At 71.1% G+C, this 22,874-nt stretch carries 18 protein-coding genes, 21 tRNA genes and 2 pseudogenes; 15 read left to right on the forward strand and 26 right to left on the reverse strand.

What is annotated here, in order from left to right:
- Window positions 1-359 precede the first annotated feature (359 nt).
- The 22 genes from QRY02_RS13445 to QRY02_RS13550 form a co-directional block, all read right to left on the reverse strand.
- Window positions 360-431: transfer RNA gene (locus tag QRY02_RS13445), tRNA-Val, on the reverse strand.
- Between the two features lie 28 nt (window positions 432-459).
- Window positions 460-532: transfer RNA gene (locus tag QRY02_RS13450), tRNA-Val, on the reverse strand.
- Between the two features lie 139 nt (window positions 533-671).
- A tRNA-Asn gene (locus QRY02_RS13455) sits at window positions 672-740 on the reverse strand.
- A 117-nt stretch (window positions 741-857) separates the two neighbouring features.
- Window positions 858-950, reverse strand: a tRNA-Ser gene (locus QRY02_RS13460).
- 30 nt (window positions 951-980) lie between these two features.
- A tRNA-Ile gene (locus QRY02_RS13465) sits at window positions 981-1,055 on the reverse strand.
- Between the two features lie 10 nt (window positions 1,056-1,065).
- Window positions 1,066-1,156: transfer RNA gene (locus QRY02_RS13470), tRNA-Ser, on the reverse strand.
- 6 nt (window positions 1,157-1,162) lie between these two features.
- Window positions 1,163-1,250 (reverse strand) — tRNA-Leu (locus QRY02_RS13475).
- Between the two features lie 4 nt (window positions 1,251-1,254).
- Window positions 1,255-1,327 (reverse strand) — tRNA-Gln (locus QRY02_RS13480).
- A 19-nt stretch (window positions 1,328-1,346) separates the two neighbouring features.
- Window positions 1,347-1,418 (reverse strand) — tRNA-Gln (locus tag QRY02_RS13485).
- A gap of 3 nt (window positions 1,419-1,421) precedes the next feature.
- Window positions 1,422-1,497, reverse strand: a tRNA-Leu gene (locus QRY02_RS13490).
- A gap of 41 nt (window positions 1,498-1,538) precedes the next feature.
- Window positions 1,539-1,611 (reverse strand) — tRNA-Thr (locus QRY02_RS13495).
- Window positions 1,612-1,630: 19 nt separating this feature from the next.
- Window positions 1,631-1,704: transfer RNA gene (locus QRY02_RS13500), tRNA-Leu, on the reverse strand.
- A 5-nt stretch (window positions 1,705-1,709) separates the two neighbouring features.
- A tRNA-Glu gene (locus QRY02_RS13505) sits at window positions 1,710-1,785 on the reverse strand.
- A gap of 30 nt (window positions 1,786-1,815) precedes the next feature.
- Window positions 1,816-1,892, reverse strand: a tRNA-Pro gene (locus tag QRY02_RS13510).
- A 76-nt stretch (window positions 1,893-1,968) separates the two neighbouring features.
- Window positions 1,969-2,041 (reverse strand) — tRNA-Asp (locus QRY02_RS13515).
- A 38-nt stretch (window positions 2,042-2,079) separates the two neighbouring features.
- Window positions 2,080-2,153 (reverse strand) — tRNA-Arg (locus tag QRY02_RS13520).
- Between the two features lie 15 nt (window positions 2,154-2,168).
- Window positions 2,169-2,240: transfer RNA gene (locus QRY02_RS13525), tRNA-Glu, on the reverse strand.
- 34 nt (window positions 2,241-2,274) lie between these two features.
- Window positions 2,275-2,347: transfer RNA gene (locus tag QRY02_RS13530), tRNA-Gly, on the reverse strand.
- 34 nt (window positions 2,348-2,381) lie between these two features.
- A tRNA-Arg gene (locus QRY02_RS13535) sits at window positions 2,382-2,454 on the reverse strand.
- Window positions 2,455-2,459: 5 nt separating this feature from the next.
- Window positions 2,460-2,542: transfer RNA gene (locus QRY02_RS13540), tRNA-Tyr, on the reverse strand.
- Between the two features lie 147 nt (window positions 2,543-2,689).
- Window positions 2,690-2,758 (reverse strand) — tRNA-Trp (locus QRY02_RS13545).
- Window positions 2,759-3,446: 688 nt separating this feature from the next.
- The gene (locus QRY02_RS13550; protein WP_285991871.1) at window positions 3,447-3,590 is read right to left on the reverse strand and encodes a hypothetical protein; all 144 of its coding nucleotides are present in this window, start codon (window positions 3,588-3,590) and stop codon (window positions 3,447-3,449) included.
- Window positions 3,591-3,703: 113 nt separating this feature from the next.
- On the opposite strand from QRY02_RS13550, the gene QRY02_RS13555 reads away from it, so the two are divergent.
- The 5 genes and pseudogenes from QRY02_RS13555 (at window position 3,704) to QRY02_RS48575 (ending at window position 5,545) form a co-directional block, all read left to right on the forward strand.
- The gene (locus QRY02_RS13555) at window positions 3,704-4,645 is read left to right on the forward strand and encodes a WD40 repeat domain-containing protein (protein ID WP_285991872.1); all 942 of its coding nucleotides are present in this window, start codon (window positions 3,704-3,706) and stop codon (window positions 4,643-4,645) included.
- A 49-nt stretch (window positions 4,646-4,694) separates the two neighbouring features.
- Window positions 4,695-4,772: pseudogene (locus QRY02_RS13560) on the forward strand (hypothetical protein); the annotation flags it as partial.
- A gap of 27 nt (window positions 4,773-4,799) precedes the next feature.
- Window positions 4,800-5,069 carry a WD40 repeat domain-containing protein gene (locus QRY02_RS13565; RefSeq protein ID WP_353069544.1) on the forward strand — a complete coding sequence of 90 codons (270 nt, stop codon included), beginning with the start codon at window positions 4,800-4,802 and terminating at the stop codon, window positions 5,067-5,069.
- Window positions 5,070-5,156: 87 nt separating this feature from the next.
- Window positions 5,157-5,318, forward strand: a pseudogene (locus QRY02_RS48570) (hypothetical protein); the annotation flags it as partial.
- A 14-nt stretch (window positions 5,319-5,332) separates the two neighbouring features.
- Window positions 5,333-5,545: a WD40 repeat domain-containing protein gene (locus QRY02_RS48575; protein WP_353069546.1), complete on the forward strand. Its 213-nt coding sequence runs from the start codon at window positions 5,333-5,335 to the stop codon at window positions 5,543-5,545.
- A gap of 19 nt (window positions 5,546-5,564) precedes the next feature.
- Here the strand turns inward: QRY02_RS48575 and QRY02_RS13570 are convergent, their stop codons facing one another.
- Window positions 5,565-6,110, reverse strand: coding sequence for a hypothetical protein (locus tag QRY02_RS13570; protein WP_285991873.1), 546 nt, complete (start codon window positions 6,108-6,110; stop codon window positions 5,565-5,567).
- 506 nt (window positions 6,111-6,616) lie between these two features.
- Between QRY02_RS13570 and QRY02_RS13575 the strand changes: the two genes are divergently transcribed.
- The 4 genes from QRY02_RS13575 to QRY02_RS13590 all read left to right on the forward strand — a co-directional run bounded on the left by QRY02_RS13575 (window position 6,617) and on the right by QRY02_RS13590 (window position 11,779).
- A complete protein-coding gene (locus tag QRY02_RS13575) occupies window positions 6,617-7,036 on the forward strand; it encodes a zinc-binding dehydrogenase (protein WP_285991874.1) in 420 nt (139 codons plus the stop codon).
- A gap of 100 nt (window positions 7,037-7,136) precedes the next feature.
- On the forward strand, window positions 7,137-9,017 hold the full coding sequence (locus QRY02_RS13580) for a serine/threonine-protein kinase (RefSeq protein WP_285991875.1): 1,881 nt from the start codon (window positions 7,137-7,139) through the stop codon (window positions 9,015-9,017).
- Complete coding sequence (locus QRY02_RS13585; RefSeq protein ID WP_285991876.1) at window positions 9,014-10,813, forward strand: serine/threonine-protein kinase; 1,800 nt, start codon at window positions 9,014-9,016, stop codon at window positions 10,811-10,813. The genes QRY02_RS13580 and QRY02_RS13585 overlap by 4 nt, the downstream gene beginning before the upstream one ends.
- A gap of 342 nt (window positions 10,814-11,155) precedes the next feature.
- Window positions 11,156-11,779 (forward strand): MFS transporter, encoded by a 624-nt coding sequence (locus QRY02_RS13590; protein WP_285991877.1) that lies wholly within the window; start codon window positions 11,156-11,158, stop codon window positions 11,777-11,779.
- A 433-nt stretch (window positions 11,780-12,212) separates the two neighbouring features.
- Here QRY02_RS13590 and QRY02_RS13595 read toward each other — a convergent pair whose 3' ends face one another.
- On the reverse strand, window positions 12,213-12,368 hold the full coding sequence (locus QRY02_RS13595; protein ID WP_285991878.1) for a hypothetical protein: 156 nt from the start codon (window positions 12,366-12,368) through the stop codon (window positions 12,213-12,215).
- Between QRY02_RS13595 and QRY02_RS13600 the strand changes: the two genes are divergently transcribed.
- Window positions 12,367-13,587, forward strand: a complete 1,221-nt coding sequence (locus QRY02_RS13600) for a DUF6271 family protein (protein WP_285991879.1) — start codon at window positions 12,367-12,369, stop codon at window positions 13,585-13,587. The genes QRY02_RS13595 and QRY02_RS13600 overlap by 2 nt on opposite strands.
- Window positions 13,580-15,208 (forward strand): GNAT family N-acetyltransferase, encoded by a 1,629-nt coding sequence (locus QRY02_RS13605; RefSeq protein ID WP_285991880.1) that lies wholly within the window; start codon window positions 13,580-13,582, stop codon window positions 15,206-15,208. The genes QRY02_RS13600 and QRY02_RS13605 overlap by 8 nt, the downstream gene beginning before the upstream one ends.
- Before the next feature lie 33 nt (window positions 15,209-15,241).
- On the opposite strand, the gene QRY02_RS13610 is transcribed toward QRY02_RS13605, so the two are convergent.
- Window positions 15,242-15,724, reverse strand: a complete 483-nt coding sequence (locus QRY02_RS13610) for an SgcJ/EcaC family oxidoreductase (RefSeq protein WP_285991881.1) — start codon at window positions 15,722-15,724, stop codon at window positions 15,242-15,244.
- A gap of 94 nt (window positions 15,725-15,818) precedes the next feature.
- Window positions 15,819-16,322, reverse strand: coding sequence for a pyridoxamine 5'-phosphate oxidase family protein (locus tag QRY02_RS13615; RefSeq protein ID WP_285991882.1), 504 nt, complete (start codon window positions 16,320-16,322; stop codon window positions 15,819-15,821).
- Window positions 16,323-16,569: 247 nt separating this feature from the next.
- Here QRY02_RS13615 and QRY02_RS13620 point away from each other — a divergent pair, with 247 nt between their 5' ends.
- Genes QRY02_RS13620 through QRY02_RS13635 form a run of 4 tightly spaced genes read left to right on the forward strand, consistent with a single transcriptional unit; the run spans window position 16,570 to window position 22,448 of the window.
- Window positions 16,570-17,484, forward strand: a complete 915-nt coding sequence (locus tag QRY02_RS13620; RefSeq protein WP_285991883.1) for a glycosyltransferase — start codon at window positions 16,570-16,572, stop codon at window positions 17,482-17,484.
- Window positions 17,481-18,740 (forward strand): glycosyltransferase family 2 protein, encoded by a 1,260-nt coding sequence (locus QRY02_RS13625; protein ID WP_285991884.1) that lies wholly within the window; start codon window positions 17,481-17,483, stop codon window positions 18,738-18,740. Before QRY02_RS13620 ends, QRY02_RS13625 begins: the two co-directional genes overlap by 4 nt.
- A 19-nt stretch (window positions 18,741-18,759) precedes the next feature.
- Window positions 18,760-20,661 carry an ABC transporter ATP-binding protein gene (locus QRY02_RS13630; protein ID WP_285991885.1) on the forward strand — a complete coding sequence of 634 codons (1,902 nt, stop codon included), beginning with the start codon at window positions 18,760-18,762 and terminating at the stop codon, window positions 20,659-20,661.
- Entirely contained in the window at window positions 20,658-22,448 is a 1,791-nt protein-coding gene (locus tag QRY02_RS13635) for an ABC transporter ATP-binding protein (protein WP_285991886.1), read from the forward strand. Before QRY02_RS13630 ends, QRY02_RS13635 begins: the two co-directional genes overlap by 4 nt.
- The last annotated feature ends 426 nt before the right edge of the window (window positions 22,449-22,874 follow it).

Consider the following 22,874-nt stretch of genomic DNA (forward strand, 5'->3'; position numbering starts at 1 on the left):
CATGTGTCCAGGGCCCGCGCGGAGGCGGAACGTGTGCCGCCTGGCTCGGGCGGCACGTCGGGATCTGCACAGCGGAGCGGGACATCGGCGGAGACCCACCCGGGAGTCGAACCCGATGTTCATCACGGCTTTGCAGGCCGCGCCACGAACCGTCGCGAAGTGGGTCGAACAGCTCCGGCGTGAACGCCGGGCCGGGGTCGCGCGCCATGGTGCCGATCCACGTGGGCGGGGCTCATGAGGCCCCGCTGGCTGCCGAACCGCGCGCGCTGCCGCCGGGTGCTCCCGGCGGGTAAGTGGGATGGCCGAACGGATCTGCACCGGCTTCACCCGGGCCTCGTCTCCTTCGGTATCGGCCACAGTCGTCCCACCAGGAGTTGAACCTGGGACCGGCCCGATGTGAACGGGCTGCTCTTCCGCTGAGCTACAGGACGTCGCCGCCGCGAGCCGCGGTGGCGTGGGTGCGCATGCCACGGATCGAACCTGGGAACCTCCCCGGTGTCGGCGGGGTGCTCTTCCGCTGAGCTACACGCGCAGGGCCCGGGCCGGGCCTGGTGGAAGACGTGGGTGTCGAACCCACCACGACGATCGTGCAAGGATCGTCTGCGCTCCGGCGCGTCCCCCAGACTTGCGCGTTGTCCCTGGCTCCACAAGGGACGCTGGGCGCGGCGCAGCTCGCCCGCCAGGACTCGAACCTGGTTCCTCCCGATCAACAGTCGGGTGCGCAGCCTGTTGCGCCTCGAGGGAATGAACGTGGTGCCCCCGGCAGGAGTCGAACCCCGAACCTGCCGATCAAGAGTCGGCGGCTCTGACCGATTGAGCCAACGACCCAGGCCACCACCGCAGTGCGGGCGGCGGCGTGGCGGAGGATGCAGGATTCGAACCTGCGCGGCGCTCGTCACGCCGACCACCGTTTTCGAGACGGTTGCCTTTCCGGGCTCGGCCAATCCTCCCTGCACGGCAACGGTTTCCCGTTGTCGTGGTGGTCGAGGTGCCAGGAGTCGAACCTGATCCGTCGCTTCATCAGAGCGCTGCACAGACCGCCATGCTCCACCTCGTTCTCGTGCGCGGAGGGCGCGCGATTCGACCGCGCGCCGGGACCTCGGCCCCGGACCACGGGGTAGCAACCCGGTGCCTTGCCTGGCTCGGCCAGCCCTCCAAAATGTGCCCCCGGCAGGAGTCGAACCTGCATGCCCGCCGACGCGGGCGCGCGGGTTTGAGCCGCGTGCGTCTGCCAGTTCCGCCACAGAGGCGCTGCTGCCCGTCGAGGGTTCGAACCTCGGTCTCCGCGATCAGAGCGCGGTGTCCGTGCCAACTGGACCAACGGGCATCGGGGTTTGTGTTGTCGGCTCCCGGTCCAGGGATCGAACCTGGGCTGGCGGATCCAAAGTCCGTCGTGCTGCCGATTACACCAACCGGGAATGTGGTGCCCCTACCAGGATTTGAACCTGGACTGGACGCGTTCTGAGCGCGTTGCCTCTGCCGTTGGGCTACAGGGGCGTCGTCGCACCCGGCCGCGACGGCGACCGGATACGACCACGAGCCTCTTCCGGGACTCGAACCCGGTCCTCCCGTTTACGAGACGGGTGCTCTCTCCTGCTGAGCTGAAGAGGCGTGGTGGTAGTGGTGAACGTGCGGCTCCGGGGAGTCGAACCCCGACTGGGCTGGTTCTCGACCAGGTGCCTCTGCCAGTTGGGCTAGAGCCGCGAGACTGGAAGCGCGTGCGGGGATCGAACCCGCGTCTTCGGCGTGAGAAGCCGGTGTCCGTGCCAACTGGACCAACGCGCCAGGGAAAGCCGCCTTCACAGGCGGCGATCGTGGTCGGGTACCCGCGAGTCGAACGCGGTGACTCCTGATCCCAAATCAGGTGGGGTCGCCAGTGCCCCTCGCACCCGTTGATCGCCGTGACGCAGCGGCTGCGTTTGTCACGGCGTTCGTGTTCGGTGGCCCGGCTTGGGGCTGTCGAACCTGCGCTCACGACGGGACTCGAACCCGCGATCGACTCCTGGACAGGGAGTTGCCGTTGCCGCTGGGCCACGTGAGCTTGAACCTGCCGACGTGCTCGTTGAGCGCCTCGGCCAGTACCCCTACCAGGACTTGAGCCTGGCACCTCCGCGTTCGTAGCGCGGCGCTCTGTCCAGCTGAGCTACAGGGGCAAATTTCTTGGTGCGTAGCCGATCCGGGTATCGATCCCGGTCCTTCGCCTTGAAAGGGCGGTGACCTAGCCAGCAGTCCCATCGGCCTTGACCGGCATTGCGCTGCTGCCGGTGTTGTGCGAGCGGCCGGAGGGCATCGAACCCTCTGCTTCGGTTTGGAAGACCGACGTGTCCGCCGAGTTCACCACGACCGCAGAACGCGCCCGGCCGTGGTGGCCGCGAGCGCGGGGCCCCCAGCAGGACTCGAACCTGCGCGCGTCGGCTTAGGAGGCCGCTGCTCTGTCCGCTGAGCTACGGGGGCGTGGGTGGTGGAGGAGGGAGTCGAACCCCCTGTGCCGCTCGGGCGCCCGGTTTACAGCCGGGTGGGGCTCCGCTGCCCCGTCTCCACCGGGTGGGTCCGGCCGTCGGTGGACGTCCGGACCCGGTGCTCGCCCTGGCCGCGTGCGAGGCGGCGATGACGAGCATGGGGAAATGTCTGCTCCGCTGTGTAGATGTCAAAGATCTGCGCCACCCGAAAGGAATAGGGCAGCGTCAAGCACCGGCGGAGGGTGTCGAACCCCCTGCGAACGGTTTTGGAGACCGCCGCGCTACCGAAGCTCGCCGATAGGAGAGAATTGTTTTCGAGTACGCGAAATAGAGAAAACCGCCCGGATCGGTTTCCCGATGGGCGGCTCCCTTGACATGACCAGTCCTACGTCATGGTGGGGAGCCTACGCCACTCAGAAGGTCCTGTTCCTGCTGAGAGAAGGGCTTCCGGTGGTCGTTCGACGGGCACGCGACAGCGATCGCGGCGGCCGGATACTGGCGCTGCGTCCCTCGCTCCCACATGTTCGTCATGACCACTCCTTCGTTGCTGGCGTGCTTCCATCATCGCCCAGACGGGCGTTCGACGTCAATCCTATTATTAGAAGAAGTATCCCGCCGCATCTTGCTCCCCGGAGGGGACACATTTCAGAGCGATCGGCGCTGTATCGGCGTTCTCGGTGCCGATCGCGGCGAAGCCTCGGAACTTCGAGAGGGGAACAGCGCGAGCCTGCCACCGGATCGACCTCGGCGACGGCTTACTCGCGCCGGCACCAGGGGCCGGTCATCGCGTCGAACTGGTTCTCCGAAGAGGTCATCCGCCACATCCAGTTCGGGGATCCCGGGAGCTACATTTCGTTGGGGTGCACCTCCCGGCCATCGACGCACCGGCCGTTGACCGGCCCGCTTCAGAGATCGCTCGGGAGCTTCAAGTCCCTTCCGGTCGGCGCCGAGCAGCGCCTCCCCCACGACTTCGGACATCGTGCGCGTTCACACGCGGGCGTCGTCGAGCGAGCCGGCGGGGAGGCCTGCTTGCGCCGTGACGGGCTCGATGAGCGCGTGCCAGGCGGGGAAGTCGAGCGACTCGACCCCGAGCAGGTCCGCCAGCCGGTCGTCACAAAGGGTCCGGATCACCCGGGGGAACAGACCTCCCAGCTCGCTGGGCAGCGCATCGCGGAAGCGTCGTTCCAGCGCCGCCGTGACTTCTCTGCCCTCCGTGGACTCCGCGCGTCCCCGGTCACCAGATCGTGTCCGCTCCGACGGCGCGTCGCCGCCCTGTCGGCCAAAGTGGCCGGGGACAGCACCGCGCTGCGGACGAGCGATCCGGCCTTGGCCGCGCAGCTCGGCGTCGCCGCCTACCGGCCGGCTCCGACCGCCCAGGCCCGCGGTGCCCCGCTGAGCACGTTCGCGACGCCTATTCAACGCGCCTGCCCGGTCACACCGGCGCGGTGTACGCCGCCGTCTTCCACCCCGGTGGCCGGCTGCTCGCCACCGCCGGTACCAACGCCACGACGAGGTTGTGGGACACAGCGGACCCGCACCACCCGCGCGTGGCCGGCACAATCGGCGATCCGGCGAACGGCGGGTTCCTCGCCACCGCATTCTCTCCGGACGGCACCGTGCTGGCCGCCGCCGGCGCCGTCGGCGGGATCCGGCTGTGGAACGTCACCGATCCTGCGCGACCGCGGCCGGCTCTCGTACTCATTGGCCATTCCGGTGGGGTGCGCCGGATCGCGTTCCGCGCCGACGGCCGGCTCCTCGCCTCGGCGGGAACCGATGACACCGTGCGCCTGTGTGACCCCAGATCCGGCGCCGCGGTCGCCACGCTCACCGGCCACACCGGCGACGTCAGCGCCGTGGTGTTCACCCCCGACGGCCACACCCTGGTCAGCACCAGCGCCGACACCACCGTCCGGCTCTGGGACGTCACCACTCCGGCCGCGCCACGCCCGTCAGCCGTGCTCACCGGGCACACCGACCGCGTGCTGGCTGCCGCGGTGAGCCCGGACGGGCGGGAACTGGCGACCGGCGGGTTCGACAACACACTGCGGCTGTGGGACCTGACGACTCCGCAGCACCGTCCGCTCGCCGCACTGACCGGCCACACCAGCGGCATCGCCGCCGTGGCCTTCTCCCCCGACGGCCGAACCGCCGCCACCGGGAGCTACGACTTCACCGTCCGGCTCTAGGACGTCGAAGACCCCGCCTTCCCGGGGCGAGCCGGTCACGCTCACCGGCCACACCGAGACCGTCTACTCGGTGGCGTTCGGCCCCGACGGGCGCACCCTCGCCAGCGCGGGCCGGGACACCACCGCCCGACTCTGGGACATCGGCGGCCCCGTCCTGGGCGGCCACTACAGCCCGGTGATCGGGGCCGTGCCCAGCCCGGACGGCGGGTTGGGCACGGCCGCCAGCTATCAGAGCGCCCGGTTGTGGAACGTCGCAGACCGGCGGCACCCGGCAGCGGCGGCGACGCTGCACGGGCACACCGACGGCGTGGTCGACGCCGCATTCACCCCTGACAGCCGGATCCTGGCCACGGCGAGCCTGGACCGGACCGTGCGCCTGTGGCGGCTGACGACCCTGGCCACCCGGCGCTGCTGCGCGTGCTGACCGTTCCCGGCGAGAACGCGCCTGTGGGACGTCACCGACGCACGAGCCCCGACGGCTGTGGCCGTCCTGCCCGATCAGCCTGACACGATGCACGACGTCGTGTTCAGCCCGGATGGACGCCTCCTGGCGGCGGGCGCAGGGCACGCCGCCAGGCTGTGGTCGCTCGCCGATCCGCGGTGCCCTGAGCTGCTGTCGTCGGCGGAGGGGCACAGCAACACCGTCAGTTCCGTCGCCTTCAGCCCCGACGGCCACTCCGAGCGGCAATCACCGGTCACCCGGACCGCGTCAACTCGGTCGGTTTCAGTCCCGACGGGCGCACGGTCGTCACCGCGGGCACCGACAAGACCGTTCGGCTCTGGGACACCGACGAAGAGGCGGTCGCCGACCGGATCTGCGCCGTCACCCAGCCGCGGATCACGGAGGCACAGTGGGCGAATTACCTGCCCGGCATCCCGTACACTCCGCCCTGTTCCTGATCCGACGGTGCCGGAGCCCTCAGTACGGGACGGCGATGTCGGTGGCGCTGGTGGTCTCGTAGACCACGCCGGCCTTCGTGGCGTAATGGGTGCAGGCGACGTGGACCGTGCGCAACACGGCGCCGTTGGGGATCCAGGGCGTCTCGAAGTGGACGTCGACGAGTGCGCCGCCGTTCTCGGAGTCGTAGTCGCCCGTGACGGCGCCGGTCTGAGCGGTGGCAGTGCACCGGACGTTGATGTAGTCGGCGTCGCGCCGGTCGTTGCCCGGGGTGGCGAAGCGCGAGTAGCCGCGGATTTTCACCCGGCGGCTGGTCCCGTCGCTTTCGGTGCCCTCGGTCTGGATCACGCCCTGCAGGACGTAGGCGGCCGTCGTACCGCCTCCGGAGCCGCCGCCGGTACCGGGGTCCTCCGGGGTCGGCTCATTGATGCCCGGCAACTGATAGGGGTCCGCCTGGGCGGGGGCGACAGTCCCCAGCGAAAACGCGGCGACGGCGAAAGCGATGAAGACTCGATTGCGCGATGAGCTCATACCCGAAGCATTACCGCCGCTGCCGAAATTCGCCACAAATTCCTGTGGACGCCCCGGAAGTTGGTACGTTCGGTCCAGACTTCGCCTGCTCACGCAGTACTATTCCGGCAAAATTACCCACATTTCCGAGAGGAACCCACACGGGATCACCGAGGGAATACCGGCGCCTATCGCACCACGGGATAAATACCGTCATCCGGCCACCGCGAACCCGCCCGAATGCCCACCGCTCTCTTTATCCGCTCACCCGAGGGGCGTTTTGACAAATCGAGAGTCGTTCGTGTCGGTAAAAAACCGTTATCGGAAGATCCGGCGCCCCGCCGAGTTCCCGGTGCGGCCGCCGTACGTGCCGGGTGGGGCGGTGGCGGGCACGGTGACCGCGACCCGGGCCGGGGTGGCTGGGCGCGCGGGTCGTCACCCGCGCCCGGCGGCGGCTACGCGGATACCGTGCTCGCCGACGCCGGGTTCGCCTTCCGCGTGCCGGACCGGCTGGGGCTGCGCGAGGCCCTCGCCGTCCTCGACGACGGCAGCACCCGGGGTGCGTGGGCCGGGAGAAGCGCACGCGAGGCCCGGGGGTGCGGGCCGTCGACTACGCGGCCCCGGACTGGGCCGGGCGGCTGCCCGGGCTGGACGTGGTGTTCGACGAGGTCGGCGGCTCGGCCGCGCCGGCCCGGCTGCGCGACGGCGGCCGGTTCTCCGGCTACGGCATGAGCAGCGGCGCGCCGACCCCCCTCACCGACGCGGACCGCCGCCGGCTCACGGTGGCGGACATGTCCCAGCTCCCGGAGTTCTGGCCGGACACCCCGCGCCGGATCCGGCACGTGCTGACGGAGACCGCGGCAGGCCGGCTGCGGCCGGTCCTCACCCGGATCTACCCGCTGCGCGAGGCCGCCGCCGCGCACGAGGACTTCGGACAACGCCGGGTGACCGGCAAGCTCCTGACGCCGCTGCCTAGGTCATGAACGACCCGTTCAGGTCGCCGGACGCCAGGAAACAGTCGTTCACGACGTCGGTACCGGGGTCAGTGCGGGCCCGTTCTACGATCGCCCGCGGAGGTGGGGCGTGGAGCCGTTGGGTCCGGGTGAGCCGGCGCAGGTGGGGCGGTACCGGCTGCTCGCCGCGGTCGGCGAGGGCGGGATGGGGCGCGTGCTGCTCGGGGTCGCTCCCGACGGCAGGCTGGCCGCCGTCAAGCAGGTCCACCGCGGCTTCGCGCACGATCCCGGGTTCCGCGAACGGTTCCGCCGCGAGGTCGAGGTCTCCCGGCTCGTCTCGGGCGCCTACACCGCGGCGGTGATGGACGCCGACCCGCACGCGCCGACGCCGTGGCTCGCCTCGGTGTTCGTCGCGGGTCCTTCGCTGCAGGAAGCCGTCGATGCGACCGGGCCGCTGCCGCCGCCCGCGGTGCGGCACCTGGCCGCCGGGCTGGCGTCCGCGCTGACCGGCATCCACCGGGCCGGGCTCGTGCACCGGGACCTCAAGCCGGGCAATGTCCTGCTCACCGACGACGGCCCGCGCGTCATCGACTTCGGCATCGCCCGCGCCGCCGAAGGCAGCACCGACCTGACCCACACCGGGGTCATCCTCGGTTCGCCGGCGTTCATGTCGCCGGAGCAGGCGGACGGGCGGCCGCTGACCCCGGCGAGCGACGTCTTCTCCCTCGGCGCGCTCCTCGTCCTCGCGGTCACCGGGCGCAGTCCGTTCGCCGGGGCGTCGGCTCCGCAGTCGCTGTACAACGTCGTCCACACGCACCCGGACCTGCGGGTGCTCCCGCCCGAGATCCGCGCCCTCGCCGAACCGTGCCTCGCGAAGGACCCGGCCCGGCGGCCGACGCCGGCGCAGCTGCTCGAGCTCCTCGGGCCGCTGCCGCCGGTCCAGCGGCCGTGGCCGCCCGCCGTGCACGCGCTGATCGCCCGCCACCGGGCCGAGGTGGCGGCCGTCGTGGCCAAGCCGCCGAAGCCGCGGCGGCGGGGCCGGCGGATCGTGCTCGCCGCCGCGGCCGCCACGGTCGTCGTGGCCGGCACGATCACCGCAGTCACCCTGCTGAACGGTGACGGTGGCGCGACCGCCGCCCCGGCGAGCAGCCCGGCCCCGCCCCCGGTGACGACGACGTCCGCGCCGAACCCGGATCCGCTCGGCCCGGACAAGCTGCGCGGCGCCGACCCGTGCCAGGTGCTGCCGTCGGTCCCCGGGCTCGGGAAGCTCACCCCGCAGGGTGAAGTCCACTTCTTCTCCTGCACCTTCCAAACCGCGCAACGGCAGTGGATGCAGCTGACGATCGGGGGCCCGTCGGCCGCCAAGGGCACGCCCGCCGGGGAGCTCGACGGCCTGCCGCTCAGCCTCGACAACAACAGCAGCGGCTGCACGGCCTCGGTGCCGGTCGTGGACCGCCCGGCCGCCACCATCGGTGTCGAAGCCGGCGACATCGGGGTGGGGAAGTTCGCCCAGCCGTGCGACGCGGCGAAGACCGCGCTCACCGAAACGCTGAACCGCCTGCGCGCCGGGAGCGTTTCCGCTGCGCCGCCGGGAAGTCTCGCGCCGGTCGACCCCTGCGGCCTCGTCGCCACCGCGACCGCGCAGCGGATCGCCGGCCCGATCACCAAGGTGGAACCCCGTGGGCTGCACGAGTGCCGCTGGACGGCCGGCGGCGAGATCAGCGTGAACCTCGAACGGGGGCGCCCGCCCGTCGCGGCGAAGGACAACTCCTACGACAAGGCCGGCACCGTCGACCTCGGCGGGCTCACCGCGTACTTCACCGCCGACCAGATCAACCCCGCGACGGTCAACTGCACCGTGACCTGGCCGCACCGGCCGGTCGGCGAACAAGCCTCGGAGAACGTCATCGTCCAGTACACCACTTCCGCCAGCACGCTCACCGTCGACGAAACCTGCCGCCAGGTCCAGGACTTCGCCAAGGCGGCCCGGCCCGGGCTGCCGAAGCCGTGAAGCCGCTGGAGCCGGGCGAGCCCCGGCAAGCCGGGAAGTACCGCCTCGTGGCCGCGCTCGGCGAGGGCGGCATGGGCCGCGTCCTGCTCGGCGTCGCCCCGGACGGCCGGCTGGTCGCGCTCAAGCAGGTGCACGCGGAGTTCGCGCGCGACGCCCGCTTCCGCAGCCGGTTCCGGCAGGAAGTGCTGGCTTCGCAACGGGTTTCCGGCGCGTTCACGGCGGCGGTCATGGACGCCGACGCCGACGCCGAAACGCCGTGGCTCGCTTCGGTGTTCGTCACCGGGCCATCGCTGAAGGAAGCCGTCGAAGCGACCGGACCGCTGCCGGTCGAGGCGGTGCGACGGCTCGCCGTCGGCCTGGCGACCGCGCTGATCGAGATCCACCGGGTCGGGCTGATCCACCGCGACCTCAAGCCCGGCAACGTGCTGCTGACCGGGGACGGGCCGCGGGTGATCGACTTCGGCATCGCCCGCGCGACTGAAGGCGGCGCCGACCTCACCGGCACCGGCGGCATCGTCGGCTCCCCCGCGTTCATGTCCCCCGAGCAGGCCGAAAGCCGCCCGCTGACCCCGGCGAGCGACGTCTTCTCCCTCGGCGGCCTGCTGGTGATGGCGGCGACCGGCCGCGGCCCGTTCCCCGGCTCGACGACGGCGCAGCTGCTCTACAACGTCGTCCACGCCGTCCCCGACCTGACCGGGCTGCCGCCCGAGATCCGGACCCTCGTCGAGCCGTGCCTGGCCAAGGACCCGACCCGCCGGCCGTCGCCGCAGCGGATCCTCGACTTCCTCGGTCCGGTGGCGCCCGGGACGCGGCCGTGGCCGGACACGGTGCACCGGCTGATCGAAGCGCAGGACACCGCGGTCCGCACCGCGCTGTCCTGGCCGGCGCCCGTGCCACTGCCCCCGCCGCCCCGCCGTCGCCGCTGGTTCCCGGTCGTGACCGCGCTGGCCGCCGTCGCCGCACTCGCCGGGGGCAGCCTGGTGGCGGTGCTGGCGACGAGGGCCGGTGCGGATCCGCCGACCGCGGGCGCGAACCTGGATCCGACCAGCCTGGAAACGCTGCGGCGCACGGATCCGTGCAAGGTGCTGAACGACGTCCGCGTCCAGGACGCGGGCAAGTTGAGCGCCGTCCCGGACTCGGGGTACTTCGACCGCTGCGAATACCGGACGAAGTCCGGCGAAAAGATCTCGATCAAGCTCGGCGACGAGATCTACGTCGAGGGCGGCAGACCGGCCGAGGACCTCGACGGCCGGCCGGTGCTGTTCACCGAGATCAGCGGCAGCACCTGCGACGCCAGCGTCCAGGTCCCCGCGCAGCCGCAGCTGGGCGTGACGGCGCTGGCCGAGACGTGCGGCCTGGCGAAGACCACCCTCGCCAAAGTCCTCGAGCGCGTCCGCGGCGGCGCCGGGTACGACCTGGCACCCGGCACGCTGCTCGCGTCGGACCCGTGCACCGTGCTCGACAAGACCGCGGTGACGCCGGTGCTCGGCCCGGTCCGCGAGGTCAAGCTCAACCGGCTGCGCGAGTGCGAGTGGACGGCGGCGACATCCCTGCGGCTGACCTTCGACAAGGGGTATTCCAGCGTGCCGGACGACGGGAGCCCGGTCGACCTCGGCGGCGTCATCGGCACGCGCCACCCGACCGGCGACAGCTGCGCGGTGTCGTGGAACCACCGCCAGTTCGACGCGAAGCGCACGGAACACATCCGGATCTTCGCCTCGAAAACCGGCGGTGGCGCCTGCGACACAGCGGTGGCGTTCGGCAAGGCCCTGGTGGGGAAACTGCCGAAGGCTTGACCCAGCCGACCACCCGCAGCCCGACCGGCTGTCCTCGGAGATCTGCCGAAAGACAGATGTTCGACGGGCTGATCGTCGAGCAGCCTGGGGGGGGGCATGAATAAGCTACGCGAGGTTGTCATCGCCTGCCGTATAGGGCGTTATACAGTTAAGAGGGAGTCGCTACTCAGCGGCAATCCGGCTCCGCGACCGTGATCGTCGCCAGGCCCGCTCGACGACTTTCCGGACACTTCAGACAACGCCGTGAATGCCGGTCCGCGACGCTATTCGGTGAACTCCATGCACGTGACGCCTCCGCCTCCTCATGTCACTCGTCCGGTCGTCGAGCCTGTCTGGTGGCAGGTGTTCGGGCCTGGGTTCGCCGCCCTGATCGGGTTGTTCATGCTGACCGTCGTCTACCGGTTCGACGGCGTGTCGGCCCTCCAGATCGCCCTCGGCTTGTCCAGTCAGAGCGTGCTGATGATCGTGCTGCTCCCCTACCTGGTCGCCGCGGCCCTCACCGTGCTCGTCGGGCTCCTGCTCGGCGCCCGCTTTCCCACGGCCGTGACCATCCCCGCGACCGGCTTCCTGTTCCTCGGCGTCCTGCTGGCCGCCTTCACCCCGGGCAGCGGACTCCTGCTGATCGGGCGCGCCTTGTCCGGGCTCGGCACGGGTGCGGCGGCCGGTGCGGCCGCCGCGCTGATCCTGAAACTCCGCCGTCGACGCGGTGTCGTCGCCGGCGTGGCCGCCGCGCCCGGCGTGCTCGCCCTGCTGCTCGCGCCGGTCATCGGCCAGCTGATCTCCGAAGCGCTGGGGTTCCGGGTGATCCATCTCGCCGCGATCCCGTTCCTGCTCGTGGCGCTCATCGTCAGCGCGGTCCTCGGCCTCGTCAAGCTCACCGCGGCCAAACGCCAGGTTCCGCCCCACGGCGTGCCGTACCCGCCTGCCGGGTTCACCGGCGGCCCGTGGCCATCGGGCGGCGCCTGACGGCCACGGCCTCGATCGGGGACCACAATGGCACTCGTGCCACCCGTTCCACAGCCGCACCGGCCGGCTCCCCTTCGCCAGTCTCACCGGCGGCGAGCACGAGAGCACCCTCGAATTGGGCCGGTAAGGGTGGTTCCGCGGCCGGGTGGCCCGCCGCATCTCCATGGCCTCGCTTCGGTGACGGGCCGGTCGTGGCCCTGGACCAAGCCGTCCACGCGCCACCGGTGCGGCGGAAGCACGGCAGAAGTAAATTCTGCCCGCCCAGGCGACGCCGAGCCGGTGAGCGCCGCGACCGCCGTTCCCGGGCGCAGCCGGAGCGAACGAGGAGGCGCCGGCGGCCTTTTCCCATCGTCCTCAGTGGACCGTCGCGATGGTGACCGAGACCACACGCGCGAGACCGTCCGCCGCACCAATGAATAGCTGGGCAGCTTGATCACTGCCTAAGATCGATGGTGAACCACCGGCGTAGCGCGGAGAAGTGCTTCGTCACCGGTTCACCCACCGCGGACAGCCGCTTCCTGCCCGGCTGCCGGACCGGCCCGGCCAGGACCGGGTCACGCGGAATCACCCTCAGGAAAGAGATGGCCATGCAACGCATCTGCCTGACCGTGCCGACGAACCGCGAGTGCACCGCCACCCTCGCGGAGGTCGTCGCGGAGGCGGCCTACGCCGCGGCGACCTTTCCCTCCGTCGAGGTTCACCTGCTGGTGCTGGACTCCTCGGCCCACTTCGAGGCACACGCCCGCGTGCTCGGCGCGGCGCGGAACGTCCGGCACCTCGACGAGGAAGCGCAGCGGGATTTCCTGCGCCGGGTGATCAGCCGATCCGGTGTCACCAAACCCGATTTCGTCCTGGATCTCGTCCTCCCGGCCGCGCTTTCGTACGGCGCGTGCACGAACCGGGCGTTCCTGATCGCGGCCGCGCTGGGGTGCGATTCCGTGCACCGCCGTGACTCGGACCTCCGCTACCAGACTTTCGAGGGCCGGACGGTGTTCCCGATCCACGCCGAGCTGCTGTCGATCGGCAAGCCCGCGCACCGGGCCGTGACGGTGGAGGACCGGCTGGACCCCGCGCTGCGGGACCGGACGGTGGCGCTGGTGGGGGCTTCGTTCGTCGGCGAGATGTCCGTCGACCTCCACGAGGTGCGTGCTCACCCGGCCTACCACGACCTGGTGAGCCTCTGGGCCGCGCCGGGTGCCACCGAGGAGGAAAAGCGGGAACTGGTCGAGGAGTCGTTCACCGGGTGGGCGGCCTTCGACGGCGACCGGTCCGTGCTCGACGTCGTCGACCCGATGCGGGTGGACATGCACAACATCAGCTTCCACGGACTGCACGAACGGCTGCCGCTGCCGCCCGCCACGGACACCATCGGCAGCGACTACTTCCTCATCCACGTCGCGAACAAGGCCCGGCTGCCCGCCGTCGTGCACAACCGCCACATCGTCAACTTCCACACGGCGGAACGGAAGACCGACGCGGGTTTCCTCGCCTACCAGGTGCGGTTCGCCAAGTTCGTGCTGTCGATGTACTACTTCCACTTCATCTACCAGCGGATGGACTCCGACGACCCGGCCGAGATCGCCGCGATCGTGCGGGAGAGCACCTGGCAGGAACCCGACGAGACGCGGATCGACCAGCTGGAGCGGGCGTACCGGGGACTGGGCGGCAGGTTCACCGGCGTCGCCGACCACATCCGGGAACACCGCGACAGGCTGCTCGACGAGAGCCGCCGTGACATCGACGACTATGCGGTGCTGATCGACTCGTGGGCAGCACTGATCGAGGCCGCCCGTGCCACCGATGTCTGAACCCGCCCACGTGCGGTCCGCGCTGACCAGAGCCACGCACGACCAGCTCGTCTACGACCTGACCGGCATCGAGCGGCAATACCACGCGCTGCTCGACGAACTGCCGGACGTTTCGGTGCGCTTCGCCGTGAAGGCGTGCCCGCATCCTGCGGTGCTCGCCTGCCTCGCCAGGGTGGGCGCGGGCTTCGACGCGGCGAGTCCCGGCGAGATCGAGCTGACGCTGCGCAACGGGGCGCTTCCGGACGACGTCCACTACGGCAACACCGTGAAGTCCGACGCCGACATCGCCGCCGCGCACTTGCTCGGCATCACCACGTTCGCGACCGACTGCGTCCAGGACGTGCGGGCGATCGCCCGGCACGCCCCCGGCGCTCACGTGTTCTGCCGGGTCACCACGACCGGCGAGGGCGCGCTGTGGGCCCTGACCGGCAAGTGCGGCAGCGACGACGCCGTCGGCGTGCTGACAGAAGCACGGCGCCTCGGGCTGGTCCCGGCCGGGCTGTCGATCCACGTCGGCTCGCAGCAGATGACGGCCTCGGCGTGGCGGCAGGCGCTGGACACCCTGGTCGCCCTCGTGACCTCGCTGGCGGCACAGGGCATCCGGCTGGGCCACGTGAACCTCGGCGGCGGGCTCCCCGCGCACGGCTACCTCGGCAAGGACGGTGTCCCGCTGGTGCCGCCGATCGGAGAGATCTTCACCGCCATCAGGGAAGGCATGGGCCGACTGCGCGAAGCGAGCGGCCGGCTGCGCTTCCTGGTCGAACCGGGGCGGCACCTCGTCGCCGACCACGGGACGATCCGCGCGCACGTCGCCCGGCTCACCTCCCGCGACCGGCGATGGCTCTACCTCAGCTGCGGCAAGTTCAACGGCCTCTACGAGACCGATCAGCTGCGCTACCGCCTGACGTTCCCCGGGCAGGCCGGCGGGGCCGGGGTGCCCGCCGTGGTCGCGGGCCCGACCTGCGACAGCGACGACACGTTCGGCGGCGGCCCCGTCATGGTGCCCGCGGACCTGGCCTCCGGCGATCCGGTGTGGATCCACTCCACCGGTGCCTACGCCATCGGCTACACCACGGTGGGGTTCAACGGATTCCGGCCCCTGCCGGTCTTGGCCGTGCGCACGGAGAAGATCCGGCCGATCGACGCGGGCGACTGGACCACCATCGCCGAACTGGAAGCGGCGGAGTACGCGCCGCGGGGGTTGTCGGAGAGCCGTGCCGTCCTGGAATCCCGTTGGGCCAAGGAAACGTCATTCGTGCTGGACCGGGGCGAACGGCTGGGCGGCTACGTGCTCGCCCTGCCCTACCCGCCGTACCGCGTCCCCGATCCCGGCCTGCCCGAGACCACCGCCTTCGACTCGGCGAACCTGCACCTGCACGACATCGTGGTCAGCGCCGAACTGCGGGGGCGTGGCTGGGGAGCGCGGATGTTGCGGCACGTGACCGAGGCCGCCCAGTCCCTCCGCTACACACGGATCTCGCTGGTCGCCGTCGACGGCGCCACCGGATTCTGGTCGGCACAGGGGTTCCACGCGCATCCCGAGGTGGCGCTGCCCGCCGGCTACGGACCGGGTGCCGTCTACATGGCCCGCCCGGTCACCGGCGAACGCGACGCCCCGTGACCCGGCTCCCGGAGCGGGCGACGCGGGCCCGCGTCAGCTGTGGATCGGGCTCTGGTGGAACGAAAGGAGTTCCAGCCGGCCCGGTGCGACGCGATGGATCACCCAGGTGGCGTAGAACAGGCGCTCCGGTGCGGCTTTCTGCTCGCCCGGCAGGAGAACGCCCGCCTCTTCGGCCAGCACCGCGACGTCCTCGGTGACGAAGCTGAGCCGCAGCAATCGTCCGGCGACGTCGTTGTCCTTGAACGGACCGGCGAAGGCGGCCTTCATGTAGGCCCGGATTTCTTCCCGGTTCTTGAGCTCGTCGTCGTATTGGACGAGACTGCCGTTTTCGGCGAAGACGTCGGCGAACGCGTCCGCGTCCTTTCGGGTCACCGCGTCCTGCAGGCGCATGGGCACGGTGAGCGCGGCGCGCTCGTCGTCACCCGTGAACCTGCCGTAGAAGGCCGGAACGGCTTCGACGCCGGCCTCCGCGAGCATCGCGGCCGCGTCACCCCAGGAAGTCTTCGGTCTCACCATGTTCTCCTCCAGCGCTCAGCAGACGGGTGATCAGTCCACTCTCTGCCCGGCTCGCCGCGCAGACACCTTCGAGGATGCCGGGTCCGTGCCGGAGTCAGCCGAAACGCCACCGGGTCGGCGCGTGGCCTTCGGCCGTCGGAAAGACGAACGCGGTGACCGGCGTGACGGTGTAGGCGGCGAACGGCGGTGCCCCGGCTGTCGGTGCGGCGTACTCGGCGTCGAGCGCTCCGTCGCGTTCCACCACCGGCCAGCTGTACTTGTCCCGGAAGGCATCGGCGATCCGCCGGAGCGCGGCAACGTCCGTCACCCGCTCGGCCGGCCCCTCGACGACGACGTCGAATCGGGGACAGGAGGTGCCGATGGCAGCGGCCGAGCCGCCGTCCACGTTCTTCGCCTTGCGGGCCGACGGGTTCGAACAGACGTGCAGCGCGTCGTCGAGCCAGGCGCAGAGCAGAGGCCGGAGGTGGGGCAGGCCGTCCGGCCGCACCGTCGCCAGCCAGAACGACTTCGCCTGGGTCAAGCCGTCACGGACAGCGGCCCAGTCCGGCACCGTGCCTTCGCCGGTCATCCGTTCGGCAGTGGGCAGCCGGGCGGTCATCCGACCTCCTCGTGGTCGTTTCCCCTGCGGCCGGGTGCTCGGGCACCGGCGCCCGGCGCACCGGCCCCGGAGTCTACAACGGACACCGCGGAGCCGTCGCCGGGCGCGCGAGGACAGCACGGCGAAAGATGCGGCGGTCCGGCGGGGACCTCCAAGCTGCTCGTAGCGTCGGTGCGTGCGACTTCGCCTGCCAGGGTGCCGCCCCGCGTATCCAACCAGCCATCGAAACGGTGGGCGAGGAGACGAGATGGGCGGCAAAGTGAAGTGCAGCGTCGTCGTTCCCACGTACAACCGGGTGGAGCTGCTCCGGCACACCCTCGATTCGCTGACCCGGCAGGACCTCCGGGAAGACGAGTTCGAAGTGCTCGTCGTCGACGACGGGTCCGGTGACTCGACCGCGGAACTCGTTCCACAGTACGAAGACCGCATCAACATCCGGTACTTCTTCCAGGAGGACCTGGGCTGGCGGGTGGCCAAGGCCCGCAATGTCGGCATCACCCACGCCCAGGGCGACGTCTGCGTGTTCGTCGATTCCGGGGTGCTGCTGCACTCCGGTGCTCTCCGGGCGCACGTCGAAGCCCACGCCGGTGAGAACCCCGTCGCGGTGTGCGGGTACGTCTACTGCTTCAACATCGACAACGAAGACGCCGAGCTGATCAACGCCGAAGTCGACTTCGACAACCCGTCCGCGACGATCGACAAGCTCCGGCGCGAGCAGCGCTGGCTCGACGTGCGGGAGGAGTTCTACCGCCGGCACACCGACGACTTCGGCGACCTGCCCGCGCCCTGGCTGGCCTACTGGACGTGCAACGCTTCGGCGCGCACCGCCCAGCTGCGCGCGGTCGGCATGTTCGACGAGGCGTTCCGCAGCTGGGGCTCGGAGGACGTCGACCTCGCCTACCGGCTGCACCGCGACGGCGCCCGGATCGTCCTCGCCCGTGACGCGGCCGCGATCCACGCGCCGCACCACAAGAGCTTCGAAGAGAACATGCGCGACGCCATGGCCAACCAGCGGTACATGGCAGCCAAGTACGACACGCCGCTCATCCGGATGCTCGCCGAGGACCCGCCGGTGATGTTCTTCGACTTCAACGAGGTCGCGATCGCCCGGGGCCTGCCGACCTGTGCCGAGTTCCGCGCCGGGCAGGAGCTGGCCGGATGAGCGCCGCGCACGGCGGGAGCCCCGCGGCGCCGCCCCGGCTCTCCGTGGTCATCCCGACCTACAACCGCTGCGGGCTGCTGGCGAAGCTGCTCGGCCAGCTCGCCACGCAGCGGCTGCCCCGCGACGAGTTCGAGGTCATCGTCTGCGACGACGGCTCGTCCGACGCCACGGCGGAAACCGTCGAATCCTTCGCGGGACAGCTCCACCTCAAATACCACTTCCAGGAAGACCTGGGCTTCCGCGCGGGGGTCGCGCGCAACGCCGGCGCCAAGCTGGCGGCCGCGCCGATCCTGGTCTTCCTCGACACCGGGGCGATGATCGGGCCCGGTTTCCTCGAACACCACCTGGCCGCGCACGACGACGAGCCGTGCGCGGTCGTCGGCTACGCCTACGGCTACAACCCCGAAGACCCGATGCCCGGGCTCGCCGACATGCTCGGGTCCGCAACGCCCGAGCAGGTGATCCTGGCCCTCCGCGACGAACCCGCGTTCCGGGACGTTCGCCACGACGCACTCGCGCAGTGCGGCTTCGACCTGAACCGCCGGGCGGTGCCGTGGTCGTTCTTCTGGACCAGCAACTGCTCCATGCGCGTGGCCGACTTCTGGGAGATCGGCGGCTTCGACGAGCTGTACCACGGCTGGGGCGTCGAGGACCTCGAGTTCGCCTTCCGGATCTTCAAGCGCGGCCTGCCCTTCCGGTTCCTGCGCGACGCGTGGCACGTCGAGTGGCCCCACGAGCGTGACATCCAGGGCAACTGGCAGAGCTTCCAGCACAACATGGACCTGTTCCTCGACCGGTACCGGGAACCCGTCGTCGAGATCGGCCGGACGCTGGTGCACAAGCGAGAGCTGTGGACCTGGGACGACGACTACCGGCACCTGTGCGATCTCCGCGATGGCATCGCCGAACCCGGTGCCGGGGCCGAGCTGCGCGACCTCGCCGGCCGGCTCGGGCCCGACGAGCAGGTGGCCGTCTTCGGGGCCGGCGACGACATCCCGGACGAGCTGGCCACGGCCGTGCTCTTCGAGTTCGACCGGACCGTGCTCGACCGGGCCCTGGCGGACGGCAAGCACCGCGGTCACCACGCCATCGGCCTGCGGACCCCGCTCGCCGACGGGTCGGTGGACCGCGTGCTGCTCACCTCCCGGCTCGCCGGGTTGTGGACCCGCTGGGGTGCCGACCTGCTCGCCGAAGCCCGCCGCATCGGCAGGCGAGCGCCGTTGTTCGACGAGTCGGTTCTCGGGGACCGGCCGTGACACCTCCGGAGGGAGTGTCGTGAAGGAATCGTCATCCCCCAACCGCCTGGTCGGGCTGGTGCTGCCCCGGTGGCACATCGCGCGGCTGCTGGTGCACTCGGGCGGCCCGCTCGTCGCCCTGCTGCTGGTGGTGAACCTCGTCCTCGGCGCGCTGCCCGTCGTCTTCGTCCTGATGACCAGCGTCGTACTGGGGCGGGTCCCCGCCGCCGTCGCGGGCGGCCCCGGTTCGGCGGCCTGGACCGGGCTGGCGACCGTGTTCGCCGCGGCCGCGGCCGCCTTCGTGGCCCAGCAGATCATCGCGCCGATCCAGAACTCCCTGGGCGAGTTCGTCGCCCGGCGGATCGACGGCCGGGTTTTCCGCGACCTGATGGCCACGTCACTGCGCAGTCCCGGAGTGGCCCCGCTCGAGGACCAGGACGTCCTCGACGACCTGGCCACGGCGGCACGCGACCTCGAGTTCGGGCCGCTGAGCCCGGGGCAGGCCGGCGCCGGGCTCCTCGCGCTGGTCGCCCGGTACACCCAGCTCGCGGGTTACGCCGTCGTCGTCGGCGTGGTGTTCTCCTGGCTCGCGGCGGCCGGGCTCGTCGTGGTCGTCATGCTGTTCCGGTACGGGCAGCGCGGCGGGCTGCGCAAGTACGCCGAAGTGCGGATCGCGCTCGCCCGCGACGAGCGCAAGAGCGACTACCTGCGCCGGCTGGCCATCGAACCGGCCGCGGGCAAGGAGATCCGCGTCTTCGGGCTCGTGGACTGGCTCCGCGACGCGGTTCGCGAGGCGTTCCTCACCGTGATCCGCCCACTGTGGACGAAGAGGCGGAAGGTCTACCTGTGGCCCTTCGTGTTCTTCACCGGGTGCGCCCTCGCGGTCATCGGCACGACGTTCGCGGTGATCGGCGCCACCGCGCCGGAGGCACTGACGCTGACCGGGTTCGTGGTCGTCATGCAGGTGGTGCTGAGCGGGCTGCGGCTGGGCGAGTTCTACCCCGAAGCCGATCCGCAGACCGCGATCGGGATGATCGGGTACGACGCGGTGCGCCGGTACCGCTCGCGGGTGGACAGCTACCTCGAGGAGAACCCCGCCGCGCTGCTCCCCGGCCGCCCGGGCGCGAAGCCGGGCCCCGTCCCGACGCCGGCGTCGGTCATCCACTTCGACAACGTGGTGTTCCGCTACCCCGGGCGGGAGCGCCCGGTGTTCGACGGTCTCGACCTGAAGATCCCGGTGGGGCACTGCACCGCCCTCGTCGGGGTGAACGGGGCCGGCAAGACCACGCTGGTGAAACTGCTGGCGCGGCTCTACGAACCCGAAAGCGGTGCCGTGCGCGTCGACGGCGTCGACATCCGGTCCTACCAGGTCGACGAGTGGCGGGCCAAGCTCGCCGTCATCTTCCAGGACTTCCTGCGGTACGAGTCCTCCGTCGCGGACAACATCGGCTTCGGGTCCCGGGACTTCCTCGACGACCGGGCCGGGATCCGCGCCGCCGCCGACGCCGTCGGGCTCGGCGAGTTCCTCGAGGCCCTCCCCCGTGGCCTGGACACCCCGCTGGCCCGTCAGCTCACCGGCGGCGCGGAGCTCTCCGGCGGACAGTGGCAGCGCGTCGCACTGGCCCGGGCGCTCTTCGCGCTGCGTCACGGCTCTCCGGTCATCGTGCTCGACGAGCCGACCGCGAGCTTGGACGTACGGGCGGAGGCCGGGTTCTTCGACGAGTTCGCCGATCTCACCCACGGCGCGACGACCCTGCTGATCTCCCACCGGTTCTCGACCGTCCGGCACGCCGACCGGATCGTGGTGCTGGAGCACGGCAAGGTGACCGAGCAGGGCAGCCACGAAGAGCTGCTGGCCGCGAACGGCCGGTACGCGCACCTGTTCCGGCTCCAGGCCGACCAGTTCGTGGACACCGCCGACATCGAGGAGGTGCCGGCATGAAGGAAGTGCTGGCCGGTTCGTGGAAGCTGATCGCCACGGCGTGGCGGATCGACCGGCGGAAGACCATCGTTTCGGTGGCTTTGATGGTGGCCGGTGCCGTGGCGGCGCCGCTGGTCGCGTTGGCACTGGGCCGGATGGCCGACGCCGTCGTCGGCGGCCGGTTCGAGGCGGCCGCCTACGCCGGCGTCGTCGTCGCGGTCCTCGCCCTGGCGGCGTTCACCTTCGCCCACTTCGCCCACATCGCCTACTTCGAACTGTCGGAGCTGGCCGAGCTGGACTTCGACGAGCAGCTCATCGTCCTGTCCAACGGCTCACCCGGGATCGAGCACCACGAACAGGCCGCCCGCGCCGACACGATCACCGTGCTGCAGCAGGAAAGCCGTCAGCTGCGGGCGAGCCTCGAGGCACTGCTGCTGAGCGTCGGGCTCGTCCTCGCCGTCGTCGTCACCGGGGTCCTCCTGGCCACGACGAACCCCATCCTGCTCCTGCTGCCGCTGGCCGCGATCCCGCCGCTGGTGGCGGGCAAGCGAGCCGAGCAGGTGCTCGACCGGTCGAAGACGGAGACCGCCGAGCCGACCCGGGTGGCGCTGAACCTCTTCCGGCTCAGCACGTCGGCACGCGCGGCCGGCGAACTGCGCGTCTTCCGCCTGGGACAAGAGGTCCTCGGCAAGCACGAGCAGCTGTGGGACACCGCGACCCGGGGGCTGCGCCGGGCCCACCTCGTCGCCACCGGGATCCGGGCGGCGGGCCAGGTCGTCTTCGCGGTCGCTTACGTCGGCGCGGTGCTGCTCGTGCTCCGCGACGCCATCGCCGGCCGCCGCAGTGTCGGCGACGTGGTGCTCGTGCTCACGCTCGCCGTCCAGGTCAGCCAGCAGGTGACGCTCGCCGTCACCCTGCTGCAGACCCTGCAGCGGTCGGCGGGGGCCTACCGGCGCCTGGACGAGCTGCGCGACGCCGTGACCGAGGCGCACACCGGCACCGATTCCGCGGAACTTCCGCCGCCCGCCCGGCTGAACGCCGGGATCAGTTTCGAGGACGTCGCGTTCACCTACCCGGGCACCGACAGGCCGGTGCTCGAAAACCTGCAGCTCACCCTGCCCGCCGGCGCGACGGTCGCCGTGGTCGGCGAGAACGGCGCGGGCAAGAGCACGCTCGTCAAGCTGCTCTGCGGGTTCTACCGCCCGTCCGCCGGCCGGGTCCTGGTCGACGGCACAGACCTGCGCCGGCTGTCCATCACGGAGTGGCGCAGCCGGATCACGGCCGCTTTCCAGGACTTCGTGCGGTACGAGTTCTCCGCCCGGACCGCGGTCGGCGTCGGCGACCTGCCGCGGGTGTCCTCGGACCTCGCCGTCCGGGCGGCCATCGACCGGGCCGACGCGGCCGGGGTGCTCCGCGAGCTGCCGGACGGCCTGGACACCCAGCTCGGCACGAGTTTCGCCGACGGCACGGAGCTGTCCGGCGGACAGTGGCAGAAGCTGGCGCTCGGCCGGTCGATGATGCGGCAGGATCCGCTCCTGTTCGTGCTCGACGAGCCGACGTCGGCCCTGGACCCGGAGGCGGAGCACGCGCTGTTCGAGCGGTACGCGGCGGAAGGGCGCCGGCTCGGCGCGGAAACCGGGGCGATCAGCGTGTTCGTCTCACACCGCTTCTCGACGGTCCGCCACGCGGACGTGATCGTCGTGATCCAGAACGGCCGGATCGCGGAGATCGGCGACCACGCGACGCTGACGAAGTCGGGCGGCCTGTACGCGGATCTCTACTCCCTCCAGGCACGCGCCTACAGCTGATCCGCCGGGCCGCCGGCCGGCCGGGGAGGTGCACGGCCTCGGCTACGGCGTCGGCCCGATCGTGATGACCGCGCGCACCGTGGTCGGCTCGATGGCCGGCCAGAACTGGTGGCAAAGTTGAGCTTCCGGCCGGCCGCCTCGGGCACGCTGCTGACCGCCGTCGGCTGCCTGCTGCCGGCCCGGGTGCCCGTGGGCGGCACGTATTTCGGCGACCTGTTCTTCGGGCTGCTCGTGTTCGGTCCAGGGCTCGGCGCCGGCGTCGTGGCTTCCTACATCGCGATGCTCACCGGTGTCCGGCCCGAGCAGTCCGGCCTGGTGCGCTCGTCCTGTTCCGCTTCTGGCCGCGGCACCGGAAGGATTCCCGCGACCCGGCTCCGAGCACAGGAGCCGGGTCGCGCCCCGGCCGGGCCCGGCGTGGATCTTCGC

Origin of the sequence: Amycolatopsis sp. DG1A-15b (genome assembly GCF_030285645.1) — a bacterium.
Lineage (GTDB): Bacteria > Actinomycetota > Actinomycetes > Mycobacteriales > Pseudonocardiaceae > Amycolatopsis.